Annotated in this window: 15 protein-coding genes and 6 tRNA genes; 7 read left to right on the top strand and 14 right to left on the bottom strand. The window is 44.6% G+C overall.

What is annotated here, in order from left to right; genetic code table 11:
- Positions 1-491, bottom strand: a 491-nt coding sequence (gene radC / locus RMO84_RS09815) for a DNA repair protein RadC (protein ID WP_310488283.1), incomplete at its 3' end; no start/stop codon positions are given.
- Between the two features lie 121 nt (positions 492-612).
- On the bottom strand, positions 613-939 hold the full coding sequence (locus tag RMO84_RS09810) for a translation initiation factor (protein ID WP_310488282.1): 327 nt from the start codon (positions 937-939) through the stop codon (positions 613-615).
- A gap of 381 nt (positions 940-1,320) precedes the next feature.
- On the opposite strand from RMO84_RS09810, the gene RMO84_RS21340 reads away from it, so the two are divergent.
- From RMO84_RS21340 to RMO84_RS09795, 3 genes are all read left to right on the top strand, one after another.
- Positions 1,321-1,512 carry a hypothetical protein gene (locus tag RMO84_RS21340; protein WP_396135820.1) on the top strand — a complete coding sequence of 64 codons (192 nt, stop codon included), beginning with the start codon at positions 1,321-1,323 and terminating at the stop codon, positions 1,510-1,512.
- 74 nt (positions 1,513-1,586) lie between these two features.
- The gene (locus RMO84_RS09800) at positions 1,587-2,333 is read left to right on the top strand and encodes a metal ABC transporter ATP-binding protein (RefSeq protein ID WP_310488280.1); all 747 of its coding nucleotides are present in this window, start codon (positions 1,587-1,589) and stop codon (positions 2,331-2,333) included.
- Positions 2,334-2,775: 442 nt separating this feature from the next.
- Positions 2,776-4,311 (top strand): hypothetical protein, encoded by a 1,536-nt coding sequence (locus RMO84_RS09795; protein ID WP_310488279.1) that lies wholly within the window; start codon positions 2,776-2,778, stop codon positions 4,309-4,311.
- Positions 4,312-4,508: 197 nt separating this feature from the next.
- On the opposite strand, the gene RMO84_RS09790 is transcribed toward RMO84_RS09795, so the two are convergent.
- Positions 4,509-5,351 carry a fatty acid desaturase gene (locus RMO84_RS09790; RefSeq protein ID WP_310488278.1) on the bottom strand — a complete coding sequence of 281 codons (843 nt, stop codon included), beginning with the start codon at positions 5,349-5,351 and terminating at the stop codon, positions 4,509-4,511.
- A gap of 400 nt (positions 5,352-5,751) precedes the next feature.
- On the opposite strand from RMO84_RS09790, the gene RMO84_RS09785 reads away from it, so the two are divergent.
- Positions 5,752-6,969: a TetR family transcriptional regulator gene (locus RMO84_RS09785; RefSeq protein ID WP_310488277.1), complete on the top strand. Its 1,218-nt coding sequence runs from the start codon at positions 5,752-5,754 to the stop codon at positions 6,967-6,969.
- Positions 6,970-7,366: 397 nt separating this feature from the next.
- Here RMO84_RS09785 and RMO84_RS09780 read toward each other — a convergent pair whose 3' ends face one another.
- From RMO84_RS09780 to RMO84_RS09755, 6 genes are all read right to left on the bottom strand, one after another.
- A complete protein-coding gene (locus RMO84_RS09780) occupies positions 7,367-8,983 on the bottom strand; it encodes a TROVE domain-containing protein (RefSeq protein ID WP_310488276.1) in 1,617 nt (538 codons plus the stop codon).
- 321 nt (positions 8,984-9,304) lie between these two features.
- Positions 9,305-9,376: transfer RNA gene (locus tag RMO84_RS09775), tRNA-Glu, on the bottom strand.
- A gap of 32 nt (positions 9,377-9,408) precedes the next feature.
- Positions 9,409-9,480: transfer RNA gene (locus RMO84_RS09770), tRNA-Gln, on the bottom strand.
- A gap of 35 nt (positions 9,481-9,515) precedes the next feature.
- Positions 9,516-9,588 (bottom strand) — tRNA-Met (locus RMO84_RS09765).
- 36 nt (positions 9,589-9,624) lie between these two features.
- A tRNA-OTHER gene (locus tag RMO84_RS09760) sits at positions 9,625-9,749 on the bottom strand.
- Between the two features lie 106 nt (positions 9,750-9,855).
- A tRNA-Asp gene (locus RMO84_RS09755) sits at positions 9,856-9,928 on the bottom strand.
- Between the two features lie 703 nt (positions 9,929-10,631).
- Between RMO84_RS09755 and RMO84_RS09750 the strand changes: the two genes are divergently transcribed.
- Entirely contained in the window at positions 10,632-11,054 is a 423-nt protein-coding gene (locus tag RMO84_RS09750; protein WP_310488275.1) for a peptidylprolyl isomerase, read from the top strand.
- 81 nt (positions 11,055-11,135) lie between these two features.
- Here the strand turns inward: RMO84_RS09750 and RMO84_RS09745 are convergent, their stop codons facing one another.
- Positions 11,136-11,312 (bottom strand): hypothetical protein, encoded by a 177-nt coding sequence (locus RMO84_RS09745; RefSeq protein ID WP_310488274.1) that lies wholly within the window; start codon positions 11,310-11,312, stop codon positions 11,136-11,138.
- Between the two features lie 206 nt (positions 11,313-11,518).
- Between RMO84_RS09745 and RMO84_RS09740 the strand changes: the two genes are divergently transcribed.
- A complete protein-coding gene (locus RMO84_RS09740) occupies positions 11,519-12,262 on the top strand; it encodes a class I SAM-dependent methyltransferase (RefSeq protein ID WP_396135819.1) in 744 nt (247 codons plus the stop codon).
- Positions 12,263-12,394: 132 nt separating this feature from the next.
- Here the strand turns inward: RMO84_RS09740 and RMO84_RS09735 are convergent, their stop codons facing one another.
- The 3 genes from RMO84_RS09735 to RMO84_RS09725 all read right to left on the bottom strand — a co-directional run bounded on the left by RMO84_RS09735 (position 12,395) and on the right by RMO84_RS09725 (position 14,775).
- Positions 12,395-12,889, bottom strand: coding sequence for an outer membrane beta-barrel protein (locus RMO84_RS09735; protein WP_310488272.1), 495 nt, complete (start codon positions 12,887-12,889; stop codon positions 12,395-12,397).
- A gap of 148 nt (positions 12,890-13,037) precedes the next feature.
- The gene (locus RMO84_RS09730) at positions 13,038-14,060 is read right to left on the bottom strand and encodes a M28 family peptidase (protein ID WP_310488271.1); all 1,023 of its coding nucleotides are present in this window, start codon (positions 14,058-14,060) and stop codon (positions 13,038-13,040) included.
- Positions 14,061-14,169: 109 nt separating this feature from the next.
- Positions 14,170-14,775, bottom strand: coding sequence for a J domain-containing protein (locus tag RMO84_RS09725; protein ID WP_310488270.1), 606 nt, complete (start codon positions 14,773-14,775; stop codon positions 14,170-14,172).
- Positions 14,776-14,986: 211 nt separating this feature from the next.
- Here RMO84_RS09725 and RMO84_RS09720 point away from each other — a divergent pair.
- Positions 14,987-15,071: transfer RNA gene (locus tag RMO84_RS09720), tRNA-Ser, on the top strand.
- Between the two features lie 377 nt (positions 15,072-15,448).
- Here the strand turns inward: RMO84_RS09720 and mgtA are convergent.
- Positions 15,449-16,802, bottom strand: a 1,354-nt coding sequence (gene mgtA / locus RMO84_RS09715; RefSeq protein ID WP_310488269.1) for a magnesium-translocating P-type ATPase, incomplete at its 5' end; no start/stop codon positions are given.

The raw sequence follows: 16,802 nt of genomic DNA, 5'->3' as shown, positions 1-16,802 counted from the left end.
GGCGCGAGAGTTTCGGTTGCTGTCCCGATCGTGATTAACTGAGTACCCAGCAACCGATTCTTGACATCTAATAATAAGATTGCAAATCGCTCCTGGGTAGACCACATCAGCTCTTGACTGAGTGCCGCGACAGCAGTATCGGGACTCTCGATAATGGCTCGGTCGGGCGGACGCAAGGCACAGGCTCGCTGTCCCAATTCCACAGCGGCGAGAATTGCTGTTGCTTTGGCAGGGCCGATGCCAGGAATGTCCATCAATTCTTGGGGATGGAGATCTCGCAACCTTTCTAACGGATCGCGCTGATGTTGGCCGAGATGATTGAGAATATATTCGCCCAAACCGATCGCAGATAGTTTACCAGGGCCTTGTCCCGTACCTAACAAGATTGCAATGAGTTCCGCATTTTTCAGGTGTTTGACGCCGTGTGCGAGCAAGCGTTCGCGGGGACGTTCGGTACTAGGGATATCGATGATGCGGAGGCTATATGTCATGCCAGTGGCACGCGATCGGTGCGTAGTTAAAACTACTTGTCACTCTACGATTATTCGCCCCTCGATCGAATCGATGCAATGGCCGAACTATTCTTTGTCGATCGCTAAAATCATCCGCTATTTAGCCGCCACTCAACTTCGCTTTATAGCCCAATTTAGTCACGATCTCTAATAATTTTTGACGGTGGTCGCCTTGAATTTCGATCGAGTTATCCTTCAGCGCTCCACCTGCACCACATTGATTTTTAAGTGTCTTGGTGAGGCTAGTCAGTGTCTCTAACGATACTTGAAAGCCACTGACGATCGTCACTGTTTTGCCGCCTTTGCCTTTGCGGGAGACTTCGATCTTAAGTTTGTGCTGGTTAGGTGGTAGTTCGGGAATATCGTCGGTATCTGGTTCTTCGTCGCCGAATTCTCGATAGGCGATTTTGTTACTGTCTTTTGCCATAGTTTCGCGGGTATATTATTTACAGGAAATGAATCGCTCCTACCCAATTTTATCCCACTGCCAAGTTCGATCGAACATGAGCCTGACTTTTGAGTAAATGTTAACATGCAGATCCACAATGAAGATGAAAAAGCTTTGATTGAGTGTTTCCGTCACAATGGAGGAAAACTAATCTACTTTCATTTTGGTCGAAATGGTGTTGCGCGAGATGGGCTGGTGCGGGCAAGAGCTTCTCAGTCAGAGCTAAAAGCTCTAGCTCGTTTGCTACGCAGTGGTCATATCGTCCGTAACGGCTTTGGTGATTTCCGGTGGGTATCTTACAAACTCAAAGGTTTCGATCTTAATTCAACTCAGGTTCAATCACTCGTAGAAACCAGACTAATGGAACAACTTTCTTCTACTGATGCCGCAATCATATTAGAACGATTGCCTGAAAGAATTCGCGCTGCAATGATTGCACGTGCTGTTGAAATTGAGTGCCTTATTGAAACGATAGTTGAGATGGCGATTGCTAATTTCCTGGATGCGGAAGCATTAGGTTTTGCAGATTGTAAGCCAGGACGCGGACAATAGAATCGCATCTCTCATCTATTCCAGTGGCTCCGTTATTGGGTACAATGAGAATGATTCCCATATTCAACCCGTACATGTTAGAGGTTCAGCAATTAGCGGTCAATTACCGAGGGGTATCGGGATTAGATCGAGTCAGCTTCAAGATCGAGCCAGGGCAGCTCGTAGGGCTGATTGGGCCGAATGGTGCGGGTAAAAGTACTTTGCTCAAGGCGATGCTGGGATTGGTGCCGACGGCACATGGCAGCGTTAAATATTGCACTTGTCCGCTGTGCCAGCATTTGGAACAGGTGGCGTATATTCCGCAACGATCGCAAATCGATTGGGATTATCCGATCACGGTGTGGAATGTGGTGATGATGGCGCGCACGCGTCAAATCGGCTGGTTTCGTCGTGCCGATAATGCAACAAAAGTAATGGTCAGTGCGGCACTCGATCGAGTTGGGATGTTGGATCTCAAAGATCGTAAAATTGGTGAATTGTCCGGCGGACAGCAGCAGCGGGTATTTTTAGCCAGAGCATTGGCACAGCAAGCAGATTTATTTCTATTTGACGAACCGTTTACGGGTGTGGATAAGAAAACCGAAGCAGTCTTGATCGATGTATTTGGGGAATTGCGATCGGCTGGTAAGATTTTACTGGTCAGTACTCATGAATGGGGTAAATCGTTGGACAGGCTCGATCGCGTTTTACTGCTCAATCAACGTTTGATTGCCGATGGTTCGCCGCAGCAGGTGATGACATCGGAGAATTTTCAACAAGCTTATGGCACGCCGTTGCATCAACATACTCACAAGGATGTGAGTGCCGATTTATTTTGTTAATCTAAATGCGTAGATTTCGAGCGATGCGGTTTCAATCGTTGGCAATCTGGTTAGCACAGACTGATATACTCGCGTTACATATTGGGCATACTTACTGGGTAATCTCGCGATCGATGCTCTCATGCGGCACAAAAAGTTAACCTCTCCAGAAAAGCCCGTCTCAGACTCGATCGAGTATCAATTCAGATTATTACTTTTGCCTTATCTCTCTTATGGTATTGTCATTTCTTTTCTAGGTGCTTTTGTCATGACAATATTTTTTGTTTTGACGGGGCCTGTAAATAGAGCAATCCCTTTTTCTATTGTTTTCTTATTTGTGTTGTTAATATCAGAAGCAATATTCTGCTATGTCTATCATAAAATACATAGAACTGTATTTACTTTGGAAGGGATTCGCCAGGAGCCATTCTTCCGTCAGAGGATGCATATAAATTGGGAAGAAATGACCTCAATAAAATGCTTATACCTGTTTGGCGTTCGATCTTTAGTGATTAGGAGAGCAAAAGGATTTCCGAGAATATTAACATTCACACCTTGTTTTTATGAGACAGCTAAAATACTCGATCGAGTCCGAGAATTAGCAGGTGAAGAGCATATATTAGTCCGTGCATTAGAAAAAGAATTATCGCGTCCGCGCTACGAACTTACGAAACTATGGGTTGGCGTAATTGGGACGATCGCATTGATGATGAGTATCTATCTCATCGGCGGCAATATGTATGCAGCAGAGCAAGAAAAACCATTAGAACAAGCGATCGCGATTTATGTGCGCCAGCATCCCAAAACTGCACCGAATCAATCGGCGATCGAGTTACAATCACTAATTACTAAATTAGGGCTATCTGTAGAAGTTTTTGGCGATGGTAGTGAAGTAAAGGTTAAGCCAGAGCAAAAAGCGATCGCTGAATGGAAAGAAATTCAAAATACGCTGGATAATTATTTACTAAAAGAACTTAAAAAAGTTGAAGGATCGATCGAGCTACCGCCAGAAAAGTTAGCGATCTATCTCAAAACTCATCAAGCAGAGATTGAAGCGATTGAAACTCATTTAATAAATAATCCCATCCCTAAATGGGGTTTCGATTCTGGCTGGGTAGAAAAGAGCGATCTGAAAGCTGCGGATAGCCCCTTTTCAAAATGGATGAATTATCCTATTCTTTTTACTATCGACAACGTAATCGTAGTTAACACTCTTTACAAACAACTATATCAAGTCGATATTTCTAGTAATTTAGCTGCTCTTGAAAACCTACAGCAGTGTTTTCAAGCTCAGCCGTCATTACTAGGACAGTTAATTAGTAGGATTGGAGAAGATAGAATCTTAAAGTTAGCAAGACGGTTAGATAAAGTACCTACTGGATGGGGCGATAATTTATTTAGTCGCAATCGACGCAGGCAGATGATTAGTGCAATCGAAAGTGAATCAATGGGTGAGACTAGGATATTTCAATCTTCATCTTCACTCGATCGGCTCTTAAATGAATCCCAGAATCCATTGCGATTCGTCCCAGGATATTCTCAGCTAGCACTTCCTCGGATTCGGTTGGCTGCGATCGAGCGGCATCGAGAAGTTGAAAAAGGTCTAGCATCTTGGAGCGATCGAAATATTTGTCACACAGATGGAAAAAGTAATATTAAGCTGACTTCAGGGCTTGAAGATTATAATTATTGGTATTTAATTACTCCCTTGGATCTAATAAATCAATATCCAAAATTGTTGAGAAAAGATTTATCTTGGGAATTGACAACTAGTGTTAGACAAGTAAAAGCTAAATTAGCAGCAGGGGAAAATGTCGATCTGGTAGCAAAGGATTTTAACCTGCCATCGAAGGTTTGTTCTGGAGAAAACTGGACTGCTAAGGCTAAAGATGGAGCTGTATCGATCGAATTCAGTCATCCGCCTGACTGGAAAGCTCTGGGCGTAAGTCCTAAGAATATCGAGCCATTGACATATAAGGTTAAACCAATCGATCGATAATCGATCGGGATGTATCGCCACCGCCAAAGTTGTTAGGGCAATTCGATCGTTACTGCTACACCCCCGACTTCTTCAAGAAGTCGGGGGTGTGTCATCACAAGCTTGGCGACTGCTGTAAGTGCATTATTTTGCTAGTTAATATTAAAAGAGAGGCAATTCATAGAATTGCCTCTCTTTTAATTATTATTGACCCGATCTTAAGTTGTTGGCGGTAAGATTACCCGTTTAGCTAAACCGAGCTTTTGCAATAATTGAATCGACCACCAAGTCATATCTAATTCCCACCACTGCCAACCGCCTTTAGCGACATTGGGATAAGCGTGATGATTGTTGTGCCAGCCTTCGCCATAGGTGAGCAACGCCGCCCACCAGAGATTGCGAGAATTGTCATCCGATTCGTGGCTGCGGTAGCCAGTGATGTGACTGGCAGAATTGATCAGCCAAGTACTGTGCCACAGAATCACCGCCCGGACGAACACACCGTAAATTACAAACGACCAACCGCCGATCGCATACAATAGCAATCCGACAGGAATTTGCAAGAACAGAAAATATTTATCGAGCCAGCGGTAGTAAGCATCTTTTGCTAAATCTGGCGCAGCTTTCTTGTACTCATCCAGATTGAAAAAATTAGATTTTGGGTAAAAAATCCAGAGCATGTGACTCCACCAAAAACCTCGCTTCGCCGAGTAGGGATCTTTGTCCCAGTCTTCGGTATACAAATGGTGTTGGCGATGTCCGGCTACCCAGAAAATCGGGCCGCCTTGGAGTGCTAATGCGCCCAGTGTGGCAAAGACATATTCCAACGGTTTGGGCACCTGGAAGCTGCGATGTGTGAGCAAACGGTGAAAGCCCAGACAAATCCCGATCGATCCGAACAGCCAATGCAGGAAGATTGCCGCTCCGAGTGCAGACCAATTAAAGTACCACGGTGCCGCTAGCGCAATCAGATGAAACGAGCCAAAGAAGAACACATTCGTCCAACTCAATGGAGCCGTTTCCTGTCGCTGCGAGCTATTTTCAATCGAATTAGCAGTCATAATTTAGGTTTTAGGTTTTAGCGAAAAGTGCGGTCTTGGGGTTTCCCCTGCTTGGGTTCGTTCCATGGTCGGGGCACCCGACCGGACGAACTCCGCTGTCTTGTCGTTTTCTTATTCGGGGGGAACCCCCGAATAAAAACGCCGCAAGTGAAGCACCTTTTCAAGACAGGTTTTAGGCTTTGAGGTTTTAGGCTTTGGGCTTTAGGTCTGAATTCCCGACTGAGAATATTTCCCCTAATAACTAAGACCTAATACATGACGCCTGATTCTAGGTATAGTAGAAAGGCGGTGTGCAAGTAACGCTTGCATTTACATCCTAACAAGCTTTTTTCAAATGTGCAAGTATCACTTGCATTCTGGTTCGATCGATACTTATGCAAGTTGACATAACTTATATCCCATGCCATCTTCTCGCAATCTCAACCGTCAAAAAATCATCCAAGCCGCGATCGAATTATTCGCGAGCCAAGGGGTGAGTGAGACGACAACCAAGCAAATTGCCGAATTGGCGCAGGTAAATGAAGTGACTTTGTTTCGTCAATTTGGGAATAAACATGGGTTGCTGCTGGCGGTAATCGAAGATGCGGATGTGTTCGCACAGTTGGGACAGAATTTAGCGACCGAATTGCCGCCAGCGAGTAATTTGGCAGATATGCTCAGAGCCTATGCCAATACCTGCCTCCAAGCACTAGAACAGACTCCCGCCGTGATTCGATCGCTCGTGGGTGAGTCGGGGCAATATTCCACCGAAAATCGTCAAGGTTTGGGACGCAGTTTCGATCGCGCCAATCGTCGCGTCGCTAAGTATTTAAAAACCAATATCGGCGAATCGCAGTCGGATTCGCAATTACCAATCGAGCAATTAACCAGCTTATTGCATACAGTATTATTCGGCTATGCGACGATCGAATTAACTAGTGAGTATCATGGCTTATGGCGCGATCGAGTGGATTTTCTCGATCGAGTCGTGGCTTTATTTACCACTGGAGTGGTTGCCGGAGATCGCGATCGATTAACTGTAAATAGTCCCGAACATCTTACCATCGAGCAAGATTTACCGGAACCCGTCGTCCATCAAATTCTCCAACAAGCCAAGAAACACAGTCTGCAAGCTTACGCGCTGGTGTATGTTTTATTTGGTGCGGGATTGAGTGCCAGTGAAATCGTCGCATTGACTCGATCGAATCATGTGAGTAGTAGCGATCGCCAGTTATTACAAATAACTCACGGCATGGCGCGTCAAGTACCTGTCAATCAATGGATTCTGGGCAAACGCTACGGCACTTATCTCAAAAATCCTCTGACACAATGGCTCAGAAGCCGTAAAGATACCAATCCGGCTCTATTTATCAATCCAGATGGAACGGCATTAACAGCAGCCAATTTGCGCCAACTGTGGCAACAATCGATCGCCGAAATTCTCGCACCGACTGACGAACCACCGACGATCGAACAAGCGCAAGCAACTTGGTGCGTGGAGATGATAATGCGCGGACTATCGATCGACGCAATGCAAGTATTAACGGGATGGGAAACTAGTCAACTGGAGCCTTATGTACATCGCGCCAAAGAGTTGACGGTTTTAGCACAAGCATTTAATGTCGATCGTAGTTCATAAGTTGACTAGCGATCGGCAATCTCTTGCTAAGAGGATGTTTGGAAAGTCCAATTGCTACGTTTGCAGTGGGCAGATCCCCCTGTCTTGTCTCGCTTTTATGTGCAGGGGAACCCCGCCCATAGCGAGCCGCTAAATCCCCCTTAAAAAGCGGATGCGCGTACTGTTCGGGTTCCCCGACAGTGTAGCGCACCAAGCGGGGGACTTTAATCCGGTTCCCCCCTTTTTAAGGGGGGTTAGGGGGGATTTTCCAGGGTTTATGAGTGCTATGCGATACTTTCCAAACATCCTCTAAGGGTACCCACAAGCACTAGTAGATTTAAACTGGCGCAAGATGTAACTATAAAAAAGCCCCACTCCCAAAATTGGGAGCAGGGTTTGGGTGAGGGCAAGCTAATCGTCACAATTCACCACTAGCGATCGATTGAATCAATCTCGGCGTGCTAGGATCGAACCCAGCAATATCCCAAGAGTTAGGATCTTTAGAATCTACCAACGAGATATTGTTCGGCACCAGCGAGATGTAAATTGCCTTCGCATCGGGATTCACTTTTTGACGATATTCCGCTAGAGCTTGAGTGGGGTGTTGACTACCCGCCCAGCTTTCGCAGTCAGTCCAAAAACAAATTACGTCTGCATAGAAGTTATTTTTAATCATCCATTTGTAAGCAGAGCTAGCATCAGTACCGCCAAAGTTGAGATCGCTAGCTTTTTTAATTGCCGAACTAAACGAGTCGCTGCGGTTGATTTTCAAATCGATAAAACTCGTTGAAAATCCACGAATCATATAGTTTTTTTCCGCCTTTGCCGATGCTAAAGCCATCGTCGTCGCGATTTCACAACAGGTAAGATTAATCGAACTCACCGAGTAGTAAGACATCGAACCAGAGATATCGACAGCGTGCATAAACACCTTACCAGTAGGCTCGATCGCATCGAAAGACAATTCCAGAGCTGTTTCCAAAATATCGGCAATCCGAGGTACGGGCGTCCAAGTTTTGCTACTTTTGCCCAAACTACCACCAGAGCGGTAAGTTTTGAGTGCTTTGAGAATATCGATCGGGTGAATCCGTCCTTTGCGTAAGTGTTCTTTACTATTGAGGATTTTCTCAACTCGATCGATATTATGCTTGCATCTTTTGGAGTAAGCAAAGATGCCAATTTCGGTTAAAGAACCGAGATTTCGCAACAAGGCACCGATCGGCATATCTTCAAACAACAATTGCCAAGCAGCAATATCCATTTTGCCCACAGGTGCAGCCATTTCATGAGTCAAGCGACCCTTAGAAATTGCCTCCTGAGTTCGATCGGGATTGCGTTTCAACCATTCATACCACCAGATCTGATTCAATGCTGCTGTCGGCGATTCTGGGGGCAATGTATCCCAACCATTAGTTACCCATTTAAACAATAAATCGCGATCTTCGGTTTGGGGTTTGGCATGAAATAATCGCAACGCATCGCGATTGGAAAAACCGTGACGTTGTTGATATTTCAATAATTGATAAGCCAAGGCTTTGGTATCGCCTTGAGATAACCAATTCCGACCGGCTTCGCGGACGATTTTACCGAAACCACGCACGGATTTGGTATAACTCATCCACTCATAAAAGTGGCTGGCTGTCCGCACTACTTGAGGAAAAATCGATTGAAATGCTTGCTTTGCGGCAGGAGTTTCACCCATAGAAAGTAATACCAATGCCCAAATTGGCGCACTATTATTAATCGATCGACCGTCAGAAGCATAGGCGATTTCCTGCGCCACTCGATCGGGATCTTCAGCGATCGCTTTTTCCAAAACATCGACAAAATCATTCGTTAATTCCCATTTGGTGGCGTAATAACTACCATTACCAGTCCCGATTAACAAGCATCGACGCAATGTCCGCCAAATGCCCGCCTCGAACATATAACCACTGGACTTACCTTTAATCATTTCTGATTCGCGTCCAGGAATAAGTTGAGTTTGGGGGGTATTTTGGACTTGTTTGTTTCCGAAAAAGAATTGATAAACCATGTTATTTGAAACCTCCTTCAGCCCGTGAGGGCAATAGTGCAACAGTGAATAGTGGATAGTGAATAGATCGTAGTAGGGTGCGTTACGCTGTCGCGGTAACACACCGAATAATAAATCTCACTATGGCAATATCACTATCAATTGCTGAGGTCGAATATTTTTGATTCGATCTCAATTCAGCAGAGTGGGATTTGCACCCACACCTCCAAACGAGAACATTATCTACTCATGCCTTACAGGCAATAAGTTGAAAATGTGGAATGGTATCCGATCTAATTAGACGATCTGCTGTTGTTTACTAATTACGTTGGTCATTAGTAATACTCCCAAGGGGAATCGAACCCCCATTTTGGTGTAGAAAGCACCATGTCCTAGCCGTTAGACGATGGGAGCAAATCGGATGCTGAGAGTAACAATTACTCTCACTGCCTCGCTAGGAATCGAACCTAGAATGCACGACTCAAAATCGTATGTGTTGCCAATTACACCACAAGGCAATATTTGGTTTCGATCGCGATCTTTTAAAATCGCATGGAACTGGCGAGAGTCGAACTCACAACCGATCGCTTATGAAGCGATTACTCTAGCCATTGAGCTACAGTTCCAGAGTTACTGTATTGTTATGACTGATTAAAGTCATATGAAACTGGTAGGAATCGAACCTACGACCTCCCGCTTAGAAGGCGATAACCCTTGTTCTACGTCCCCTAGAGGCAAAAAGTGAAGAAGGATGTTTTAGGTGCTCTATCCACTGAGCTACAGTTCCTCAAATTAATTGATAATTGATAATTGATAGTTGATAATTAAGTTTTTAGAATGGAAATTACACTCCTTTTGGTTTTTAAATACCAAGTCTTAGATTAAGAATTGGACGGGATTGACGGGATTTGAACCCGCGACTTTCCACTAGACAGGTGGACACTCTTACCACTGAGTTACAATCCCAAAGTTAGGTGGGGTGGGATTTGCACCCACGTATGGCTAAACCACGATAATCCTCATCTGTCGTCCCTAACGGGTAAATTAAGCGAAAAGGAATAAATTAGCTGCCTTACTACTTGGCTACCCACCTAAATGATGTTTTGAGGTAGCGAGACGGGATTTGCACCCGCATTTCCGACGATCGAGGGGGGGTTCGTTAAGAGCGATAACCCTCAGATCTGCGCCCCTTGCGGGTAAAAATGGTACTTTGCTATTAAATTACTCGCTACATGAAGGTGAAGGTCGCTGCGATTAAGTGGTGTTCATTTTTTGTTGCTCCTGTGTGGTTGTGTTTGTTTCCATGTCCACAGAATAGCCTTGGCACTCGACCCGAAGCTAATGGTCGATTGTATCGCCACAACAACGTCTGGAAAAGGATTTCAGACTTAGGGGAAATATTTAACCTAGGGGATACCCCGAACTTCGATCGGAAAATTAGCTTGTAGTTAGTCTTGAAGATAGCTACTGCTGAATCCCCGTTAGCCTTTGCAGTAGTGAGATCGACTCTGTTCCGAGATCTGCTCGACCTCACATCTTGAAACCGACTGTGATGAGGACAGAGTTACACCCCGTCCTCATCACAAAGCGATCGACGATCGACTATCTAAAAAGCCCGATCGTAAACTGCGCTAAAATAGTCTGGCTATCATTCAATCCCATCTAAGATATGACTCACGCAAAGATCGAAACTGAAAAAGGCACTATTAATATCCAGTTTTTTGATGCTGATGCTCCCAATACTGTCAAAAACTTTGTTGATTTGGCAGAAAAAGGTTTTTATGACGGTTTGACTTTTCACCGCGTCATCAATAATTTTATGATCCAAGGTGGTTGTCCCCAGGGTACGGGTACTGGCGGCCCTGGCTACAAGATTAATTGTGAGATCAATCCTAATAAACACCAAGCTGGTAGCCTCTCGATGGCACATGCTGGTAAAAATACTGGTGGCAGTCAATTTTTCATCTGTCACTCCCCACAGTCCCATCTAGATGGCGTACATACTGTGTTCGGTAAAACCGAAGATATGGATGTGGTCAATGCTATTAAAGGCGGCGATAAAATGCTCTCAGTCAAAATTCAACGCGACTAGTAAATTGAGTTGGGAGTCGATCGTTGTTACTTTGCCTTAATCCCACAACGCTTTAACACCAGATGCTCCAGGCACTCGCAACTAAACGATCGATCTTCCCGACTCTCGATCGATTATCCCTTGTCCGAGCCGATTCGGGTATCGATCGAAGCTTGGCAAGCTCTCCAAGGCAGCTATTGCCAGTTCTGGGGTGTTAACGCTCGCCGCTAATAAATAGGTGTAGCAACCATACCGACGAGCAGTTGCAACAATCTGCAAGGTTTCGAGATTATCGATCGAATTAGGATTGCGAACGGATTATTCGTAAAAAACAACCACCATTGTAAAATCTCACGCTCTCGACAATCTTGAATTGAGTTTAATACAAAATTTCAGTTCGGATGTTATGGTTATTCTCGCAATCGATCGCGAGCCATAGCCAGTCGCGGATCGCCTCCAAATTTATCATCCTTCACTCTTGGCACATGTCTACATTTCCGATCGTGCCACACTTGAATGGTTATTGGCAAGACGCATTTAATTTAAAGCAACATCTCCACCAGTTTCTGGATCTCGACCCCGAACAGTTGGAGCTAAAATTTACCACTGCTTTACAAGATTTAGCCGAACTCGGACGTCGGGATTTTGATTGGGAAAAAGCGAATGAATTTTATCGAGATCGCGTGGGTGAAGCTTATTTATTTGAATTAGCAACTTGGCATCTGACTAGTACCGATTATATTGGCGATACGCTACGATTAATTGCCGACAATGCTCGGGGGAGAGTATTAGATTTCGGCGGCGGCATTGGTACTCATGCGATCGCTGCTGCATTATGTCCGGCAGTTACTCATGTTATCTATTGCGATATCAATCCGATTAATTACGATTTTGTCCGGCACCGAGTGCGGCAATTAGGTTTGGAATCGAAAATTACTTGTTGCACGGAATTAGCCCCGACAGAAACTTTCGATACCATTAACTGTTTTGATGTAATGGAACATTTACCAGCTCCCAGCCAGCAGTTACTTCAATTTCATCAGATTTTAAAAGCTGAAGGAAAAATGATTACTAATTGGTATTTTTCTAAAGGCTCAAACCAAGAATTCCCCTTTCACTTAGACGACCCTAAAACGATCGATCTCTTTTTTAGAACACTCCAATCCAATTTTATTGAAATTTTCCATCCTTACTTTATTACTACTCGCTGTTATCAGAAAATGTTGTAGAGATCCGATCTCTTGCTTGTCAATATCTACATTCATATGTAGATATTGAAGCATTGGCAAGATCGAAAAAAGCTCCATATGGAGCTTTTTTCGATCTCGATCTACTCGATCGCTCGGCACTAATATCTGAAGTTAGAAGCGGTATGCGCCGCCAACACTCAAATACCCACCATCTCTAAACTTATAGTTAGCATTGAGTGCGATCGTATCGCTAATATTATAGTCAGAACCAACTTCTAAATAGATTCCCGATCCAGTTCCCGAAACACTAGCTCCTGGAACGCTAACGGAAGCAGTCGCACCTAAAAAGCCAACTCCTGCGTAAGGTTTAAATTCAGATTGAGGTAGATTGAAGTCATAGGTAGCACTAGCACCATATAAAGTCAAAGATGCACTAACTGGACCCTCAGATCTATTCCCAAATTGAATGAAGGGTCTAACCGAGATATCATCCGCAACTTTGAACTTGGCATTAATACCATAAACAGTATTACCACTACCAAAACCAATGCTGGGGCCGACGTAACTAGTTTTTTCTTGTGCGCTTACACTACCACCAGAAAACATGACAACTGCAGCCATACCGAGAGAGGAAGCTACTGCCAAGATTGAAGATTTACGGGTCATAACTAAACCAAGGTAAAGAATTATGTCTATCACTACATTTATACTCTGGATGCTATAAATTCGTCAATAGCTAATCTAGACTGAGGCTGGCAAATAGTCCTCGCCATGAAGATTGTCGTCTTGGTAAAATAGTGACGCCAATTATTCATTACTCTGCTAATCCCACAAAATCGCGAACCACCTTGCTAATTCCAGACGTCACTCTGGCTAGTTTCTCGAAGTCGATTTTGTCTGCTGTATCTGCCCATGTGTGATAGTGCGGATAGCGAAACGGTGCGGTATCGGTAATCATCAGAGCTTGATAACCTTGTTGCCAAAACGACCAATGATCCGACCAACCTACACCCTCAATCGCACTGGGTAAAGCCGCGCCTTCAGAGGGAAATTTAGCTTGAGCGCGAAAGGAGCGAATCGTATTGCGGAGCAATTCTCGCGAATCGAGATCGCTAATCAAGCCGATGAAATTGCCTTGGCTGGGATATAACCAGCTCAGTGGTGGGGGATATTTTTGAGAATTGGCTGTATCGGTAAAATACCCCAATGTCTCCAGGCTAAACATCCCCACAATTCGATCGCCCCGCTCTTTAGCCGCTTGGGCATATACGAGGCTACCCATATTCTTCGTCCAAAAGAAGGGCGGTTCTTCGTTGGTAAATTCGACAAATCTGAGCGTGCGCTGGGGTTTGGTGCCGACAAATTCGCGCGCCAGGGCTAAGACTGCGGCTGCGCCAGTAGCGTTATCATTTGCGCCAGGACTGGTAAAAGCACTATCGTAATGTCCACCGATAACCAGGATCTGTTCGGACAAACTACTGCCAGGGATTTCGACTTCGAGGTTGCTATAGATTTTACCCTCGACGGTGTATTTCTGCTCGCGAACCTTATACCCCACTTGAGTTAATTCTCGATCGAGAAATTGTTGCGCGGCGACCAGGTTTTGATAATTGTCGCTATTTCGCCTACCGATCGTACTAGCCAGAGCGTTCACATCGCGCTTGAGCTGGATTTGCAGTTCGATCTCTTTGGCACTCAACGGTGGCAAGGCTTGGTGATAGCTTTCTCCAGGCATCCACACCATCAACGACCACCCAAAGATAAGTACTGAGACAATAACTAGGGCAAGGATTGCCAATCTTTTGAGGGAGGTACCGTCGAAGAGCTTGAGTTTCACAGTGACCTGATAAATATAGAGCGACACACACCTATCCAGAAACTATAATATCATCGATCGCGTTTTCTGAGAAAGGATCGTCGATCGAGCCAGCCAAGGCAATGCAAAACTACTGCAATAGTCGCTCGATCCGATTGAATTGACGCTCGACCGCTTGCCACCGCTGATGATTATGCGGATCGAGTTTGAGCGATGCTTTGAGATAGGTGCGGGCTAGATTCAGTCGGGTGCGGCGATTGACTAAATCTTGGGCGTATTTGAAATAGATTTCGGATTGCTTGTTCGAGATTTCCGGTCGATCGGGAACGACCCGCGCTAATAAATCGATAACTGATACTGCTTTTTCAAAGTTCTCTTGGCGGATTAATTTTTCCAGGTTTTCAAAAACTTCTTGTTTGAGCTGTAAGTCTGGTGGCGATAAGGGTGGATCGACAACATAATTGACGCGCACCCGATCGACTCGATCGCGACGAGCCACAGCGTCACTTGCATCGTCAGATTGTCGATCGTCGATCGCGCGTGCTGATAATAGCAGTTGATAAGCTTGATTGAGAGTATAAAAGCGATCGCGAGCAGTAGGCTCATTAGGATTGAGATCGGGATGAATTTCTTTAGCCATCTGCCGATAAATCATTTTGATTTCCTCGATCGACGCTGATGGCTGCAACCCAAATAATGCATAGGATTCTTCGAGCGTAATGTTACTGCCAAGCATCTGGAAAATTCTCAATCGCGATCGAATTATAATCGATCGGCTTGGCTGCCTACCTCGGTGAATTTACAGATCTCGTTAGGTAGATATCAGGGATGGGCAAGGAGAAGATCTGAGTTTGTGGCGTTGCTGTGTGCTTCATCTGTCAATCTCGATCGAGCCGTGGTTAAACAGAAATTTTCCGCGCTCGTGTTAAAATAAGGTACTTACATTTGGAAAGGTGGCAGAGTGGTCGATTGCGTCCGACTTGAAATCGGATGAGGCGCAAGCTTCCGTGAGTTCGAATCTCACCCTTTCCGTTCATTGGGGCTTAGGTATCAGGCTTTTTGTGACTTGAAGGTAAAGTTGGCCAACATGTCCAACTTTACGTACCGAGAATAGTTGTCCAACTTTACGTTATAAAATTCAAGCCCAAGTTTCAAGGTTTTGAGTATCATACTGCTCGACGTATACACTAAATATTTTAAATACGTAGCTGTTACTTTCTGGCCTCGATCGCGCCTTTTAATCCCGCTCGGTGAGGCATTGCGACAGAATACAACCGAAAACCTGCTTTGGTAGCCCTCAATGGCGTACTCTCTCGCCCTCGTTTTTGTAGCTCAAACAGCCCATATCAAATTCCAAAACTGCTTCAGAGCAAACGTTACAATCCTACCCAAGCAGGTTTTGACACGAATCAGGTGTAGCCATATTTCTTGATAAACCAAGTTTTGACAAATTGAGTTAATCCACAATAGCAAGTCAGAATGCCAGCTAACCAGAGAAAATAAACCGCTGGTAACGGTACAAATCCCAAACTAGATCCGATTGGCGAAAATGGCAGATACATCCCGATACACATCACAGTCGCGGTAATCAGCAGCATCGGTAAAGAAGCTCGACTCTGGAAAAAAGGCACCTTAGCCGTCCGAATAACGTGGACGATGAGGGTTTGAGTCATTAGACTTTCGACAAACCAACCTGTTTGGAATAAGGCTTGATGTTCTACAGTTGTTGCTCCAAATACAAACCACATGAGGGCATAAGTAGCATAGTCGAAAATAGAACTAATCGGCCCGATAAAAATCATAAACCTGCGAATATTTTCAATCTTCCATTTAGGTGGTTTGACGAGATCTTCCCGATCTACATTATCGAAAGGGATACCCGTTTGTGAAAAGTCGTAGAGAAGATTATTGATGAGGATCTGGACTGGCTGCATCGGTAAAAATGGTAGAATCGCACTCGCCCCCAAAACGCTAAACATATTCCCAAAATTAGAACTAGTACCCATTCTGATGTACTTAACTATATTAGAAAAAGTCTGGCGACCGATCGTAACTCCAGATTCTAGGACTAGTAAGTTTTTTTCAAGTAAGATAATATCTGCTGACTCTTTGGCAACATCAGCAGCCGTATCGACCGAAATACCAACATCTGCTTCTCGTAAAGCAGCAGCATCATTAATGCCATCGCCCATATATCCGACAATGTTGCCTGACTTTCTTAATACCTGAATCACCTTAGCTTTTTGGGTGGGCGAGAATTTGGCAAAAATGGTGGTAGTTGCAGCAATCTCGGCTAACTTATCATCGGCTAAAGATTCAAGATCGCTACCTAACAAAACATTTTGCACGGGCAAGCCAACATCTCTACATATTTTTCGTGTAATAACATCATTATCTCCAGTTAAAATCTTCACCTCGACTCCATTGCGCTTGAGAGCTTTAAGTGCCTCGGCTGCTGAATCTTTGGGTGGATCGAGAAAGGCAATATTCCCTAATAAAATCAGATCGCTTTCATCGGCGATCGCGCAGTGAGATTGTTCTATTGAAATCGTTTTATAGGCTACTGCAATCACCCGTAAGCCATCAGAGTTGAGCTTTTGTTGTAAATCGGCAACCCTAGTATGAACTGACTTATCGATCGGCAAAATCTTATCATCGACTTTGAGTTGAGTGCAGACTTTGAGAACTTCTTCAACTGCACCTTTGCAAATCAAAACATGGTCTTTTCCTGTTTCAGCGATAATTACCGACATCCTTCGCCGC

It is taken from the genome of Chamaesiphon sp. VAR_69_metabat_338 (assembly GCF_031423935.1).
In the GTDB taxonomy this organism is placed as follows: Bacteria; Cyanobacteriota; Cyanobacteriia; order Cyanobacteriales; family Chamaesiphonaceae; genus Chamaesiphon.
The sequence above is the reverse complement of the archived record's forward strand: the minus strand, read 5'-3'. Positions and strand labels throughout refer to the sequence as shown.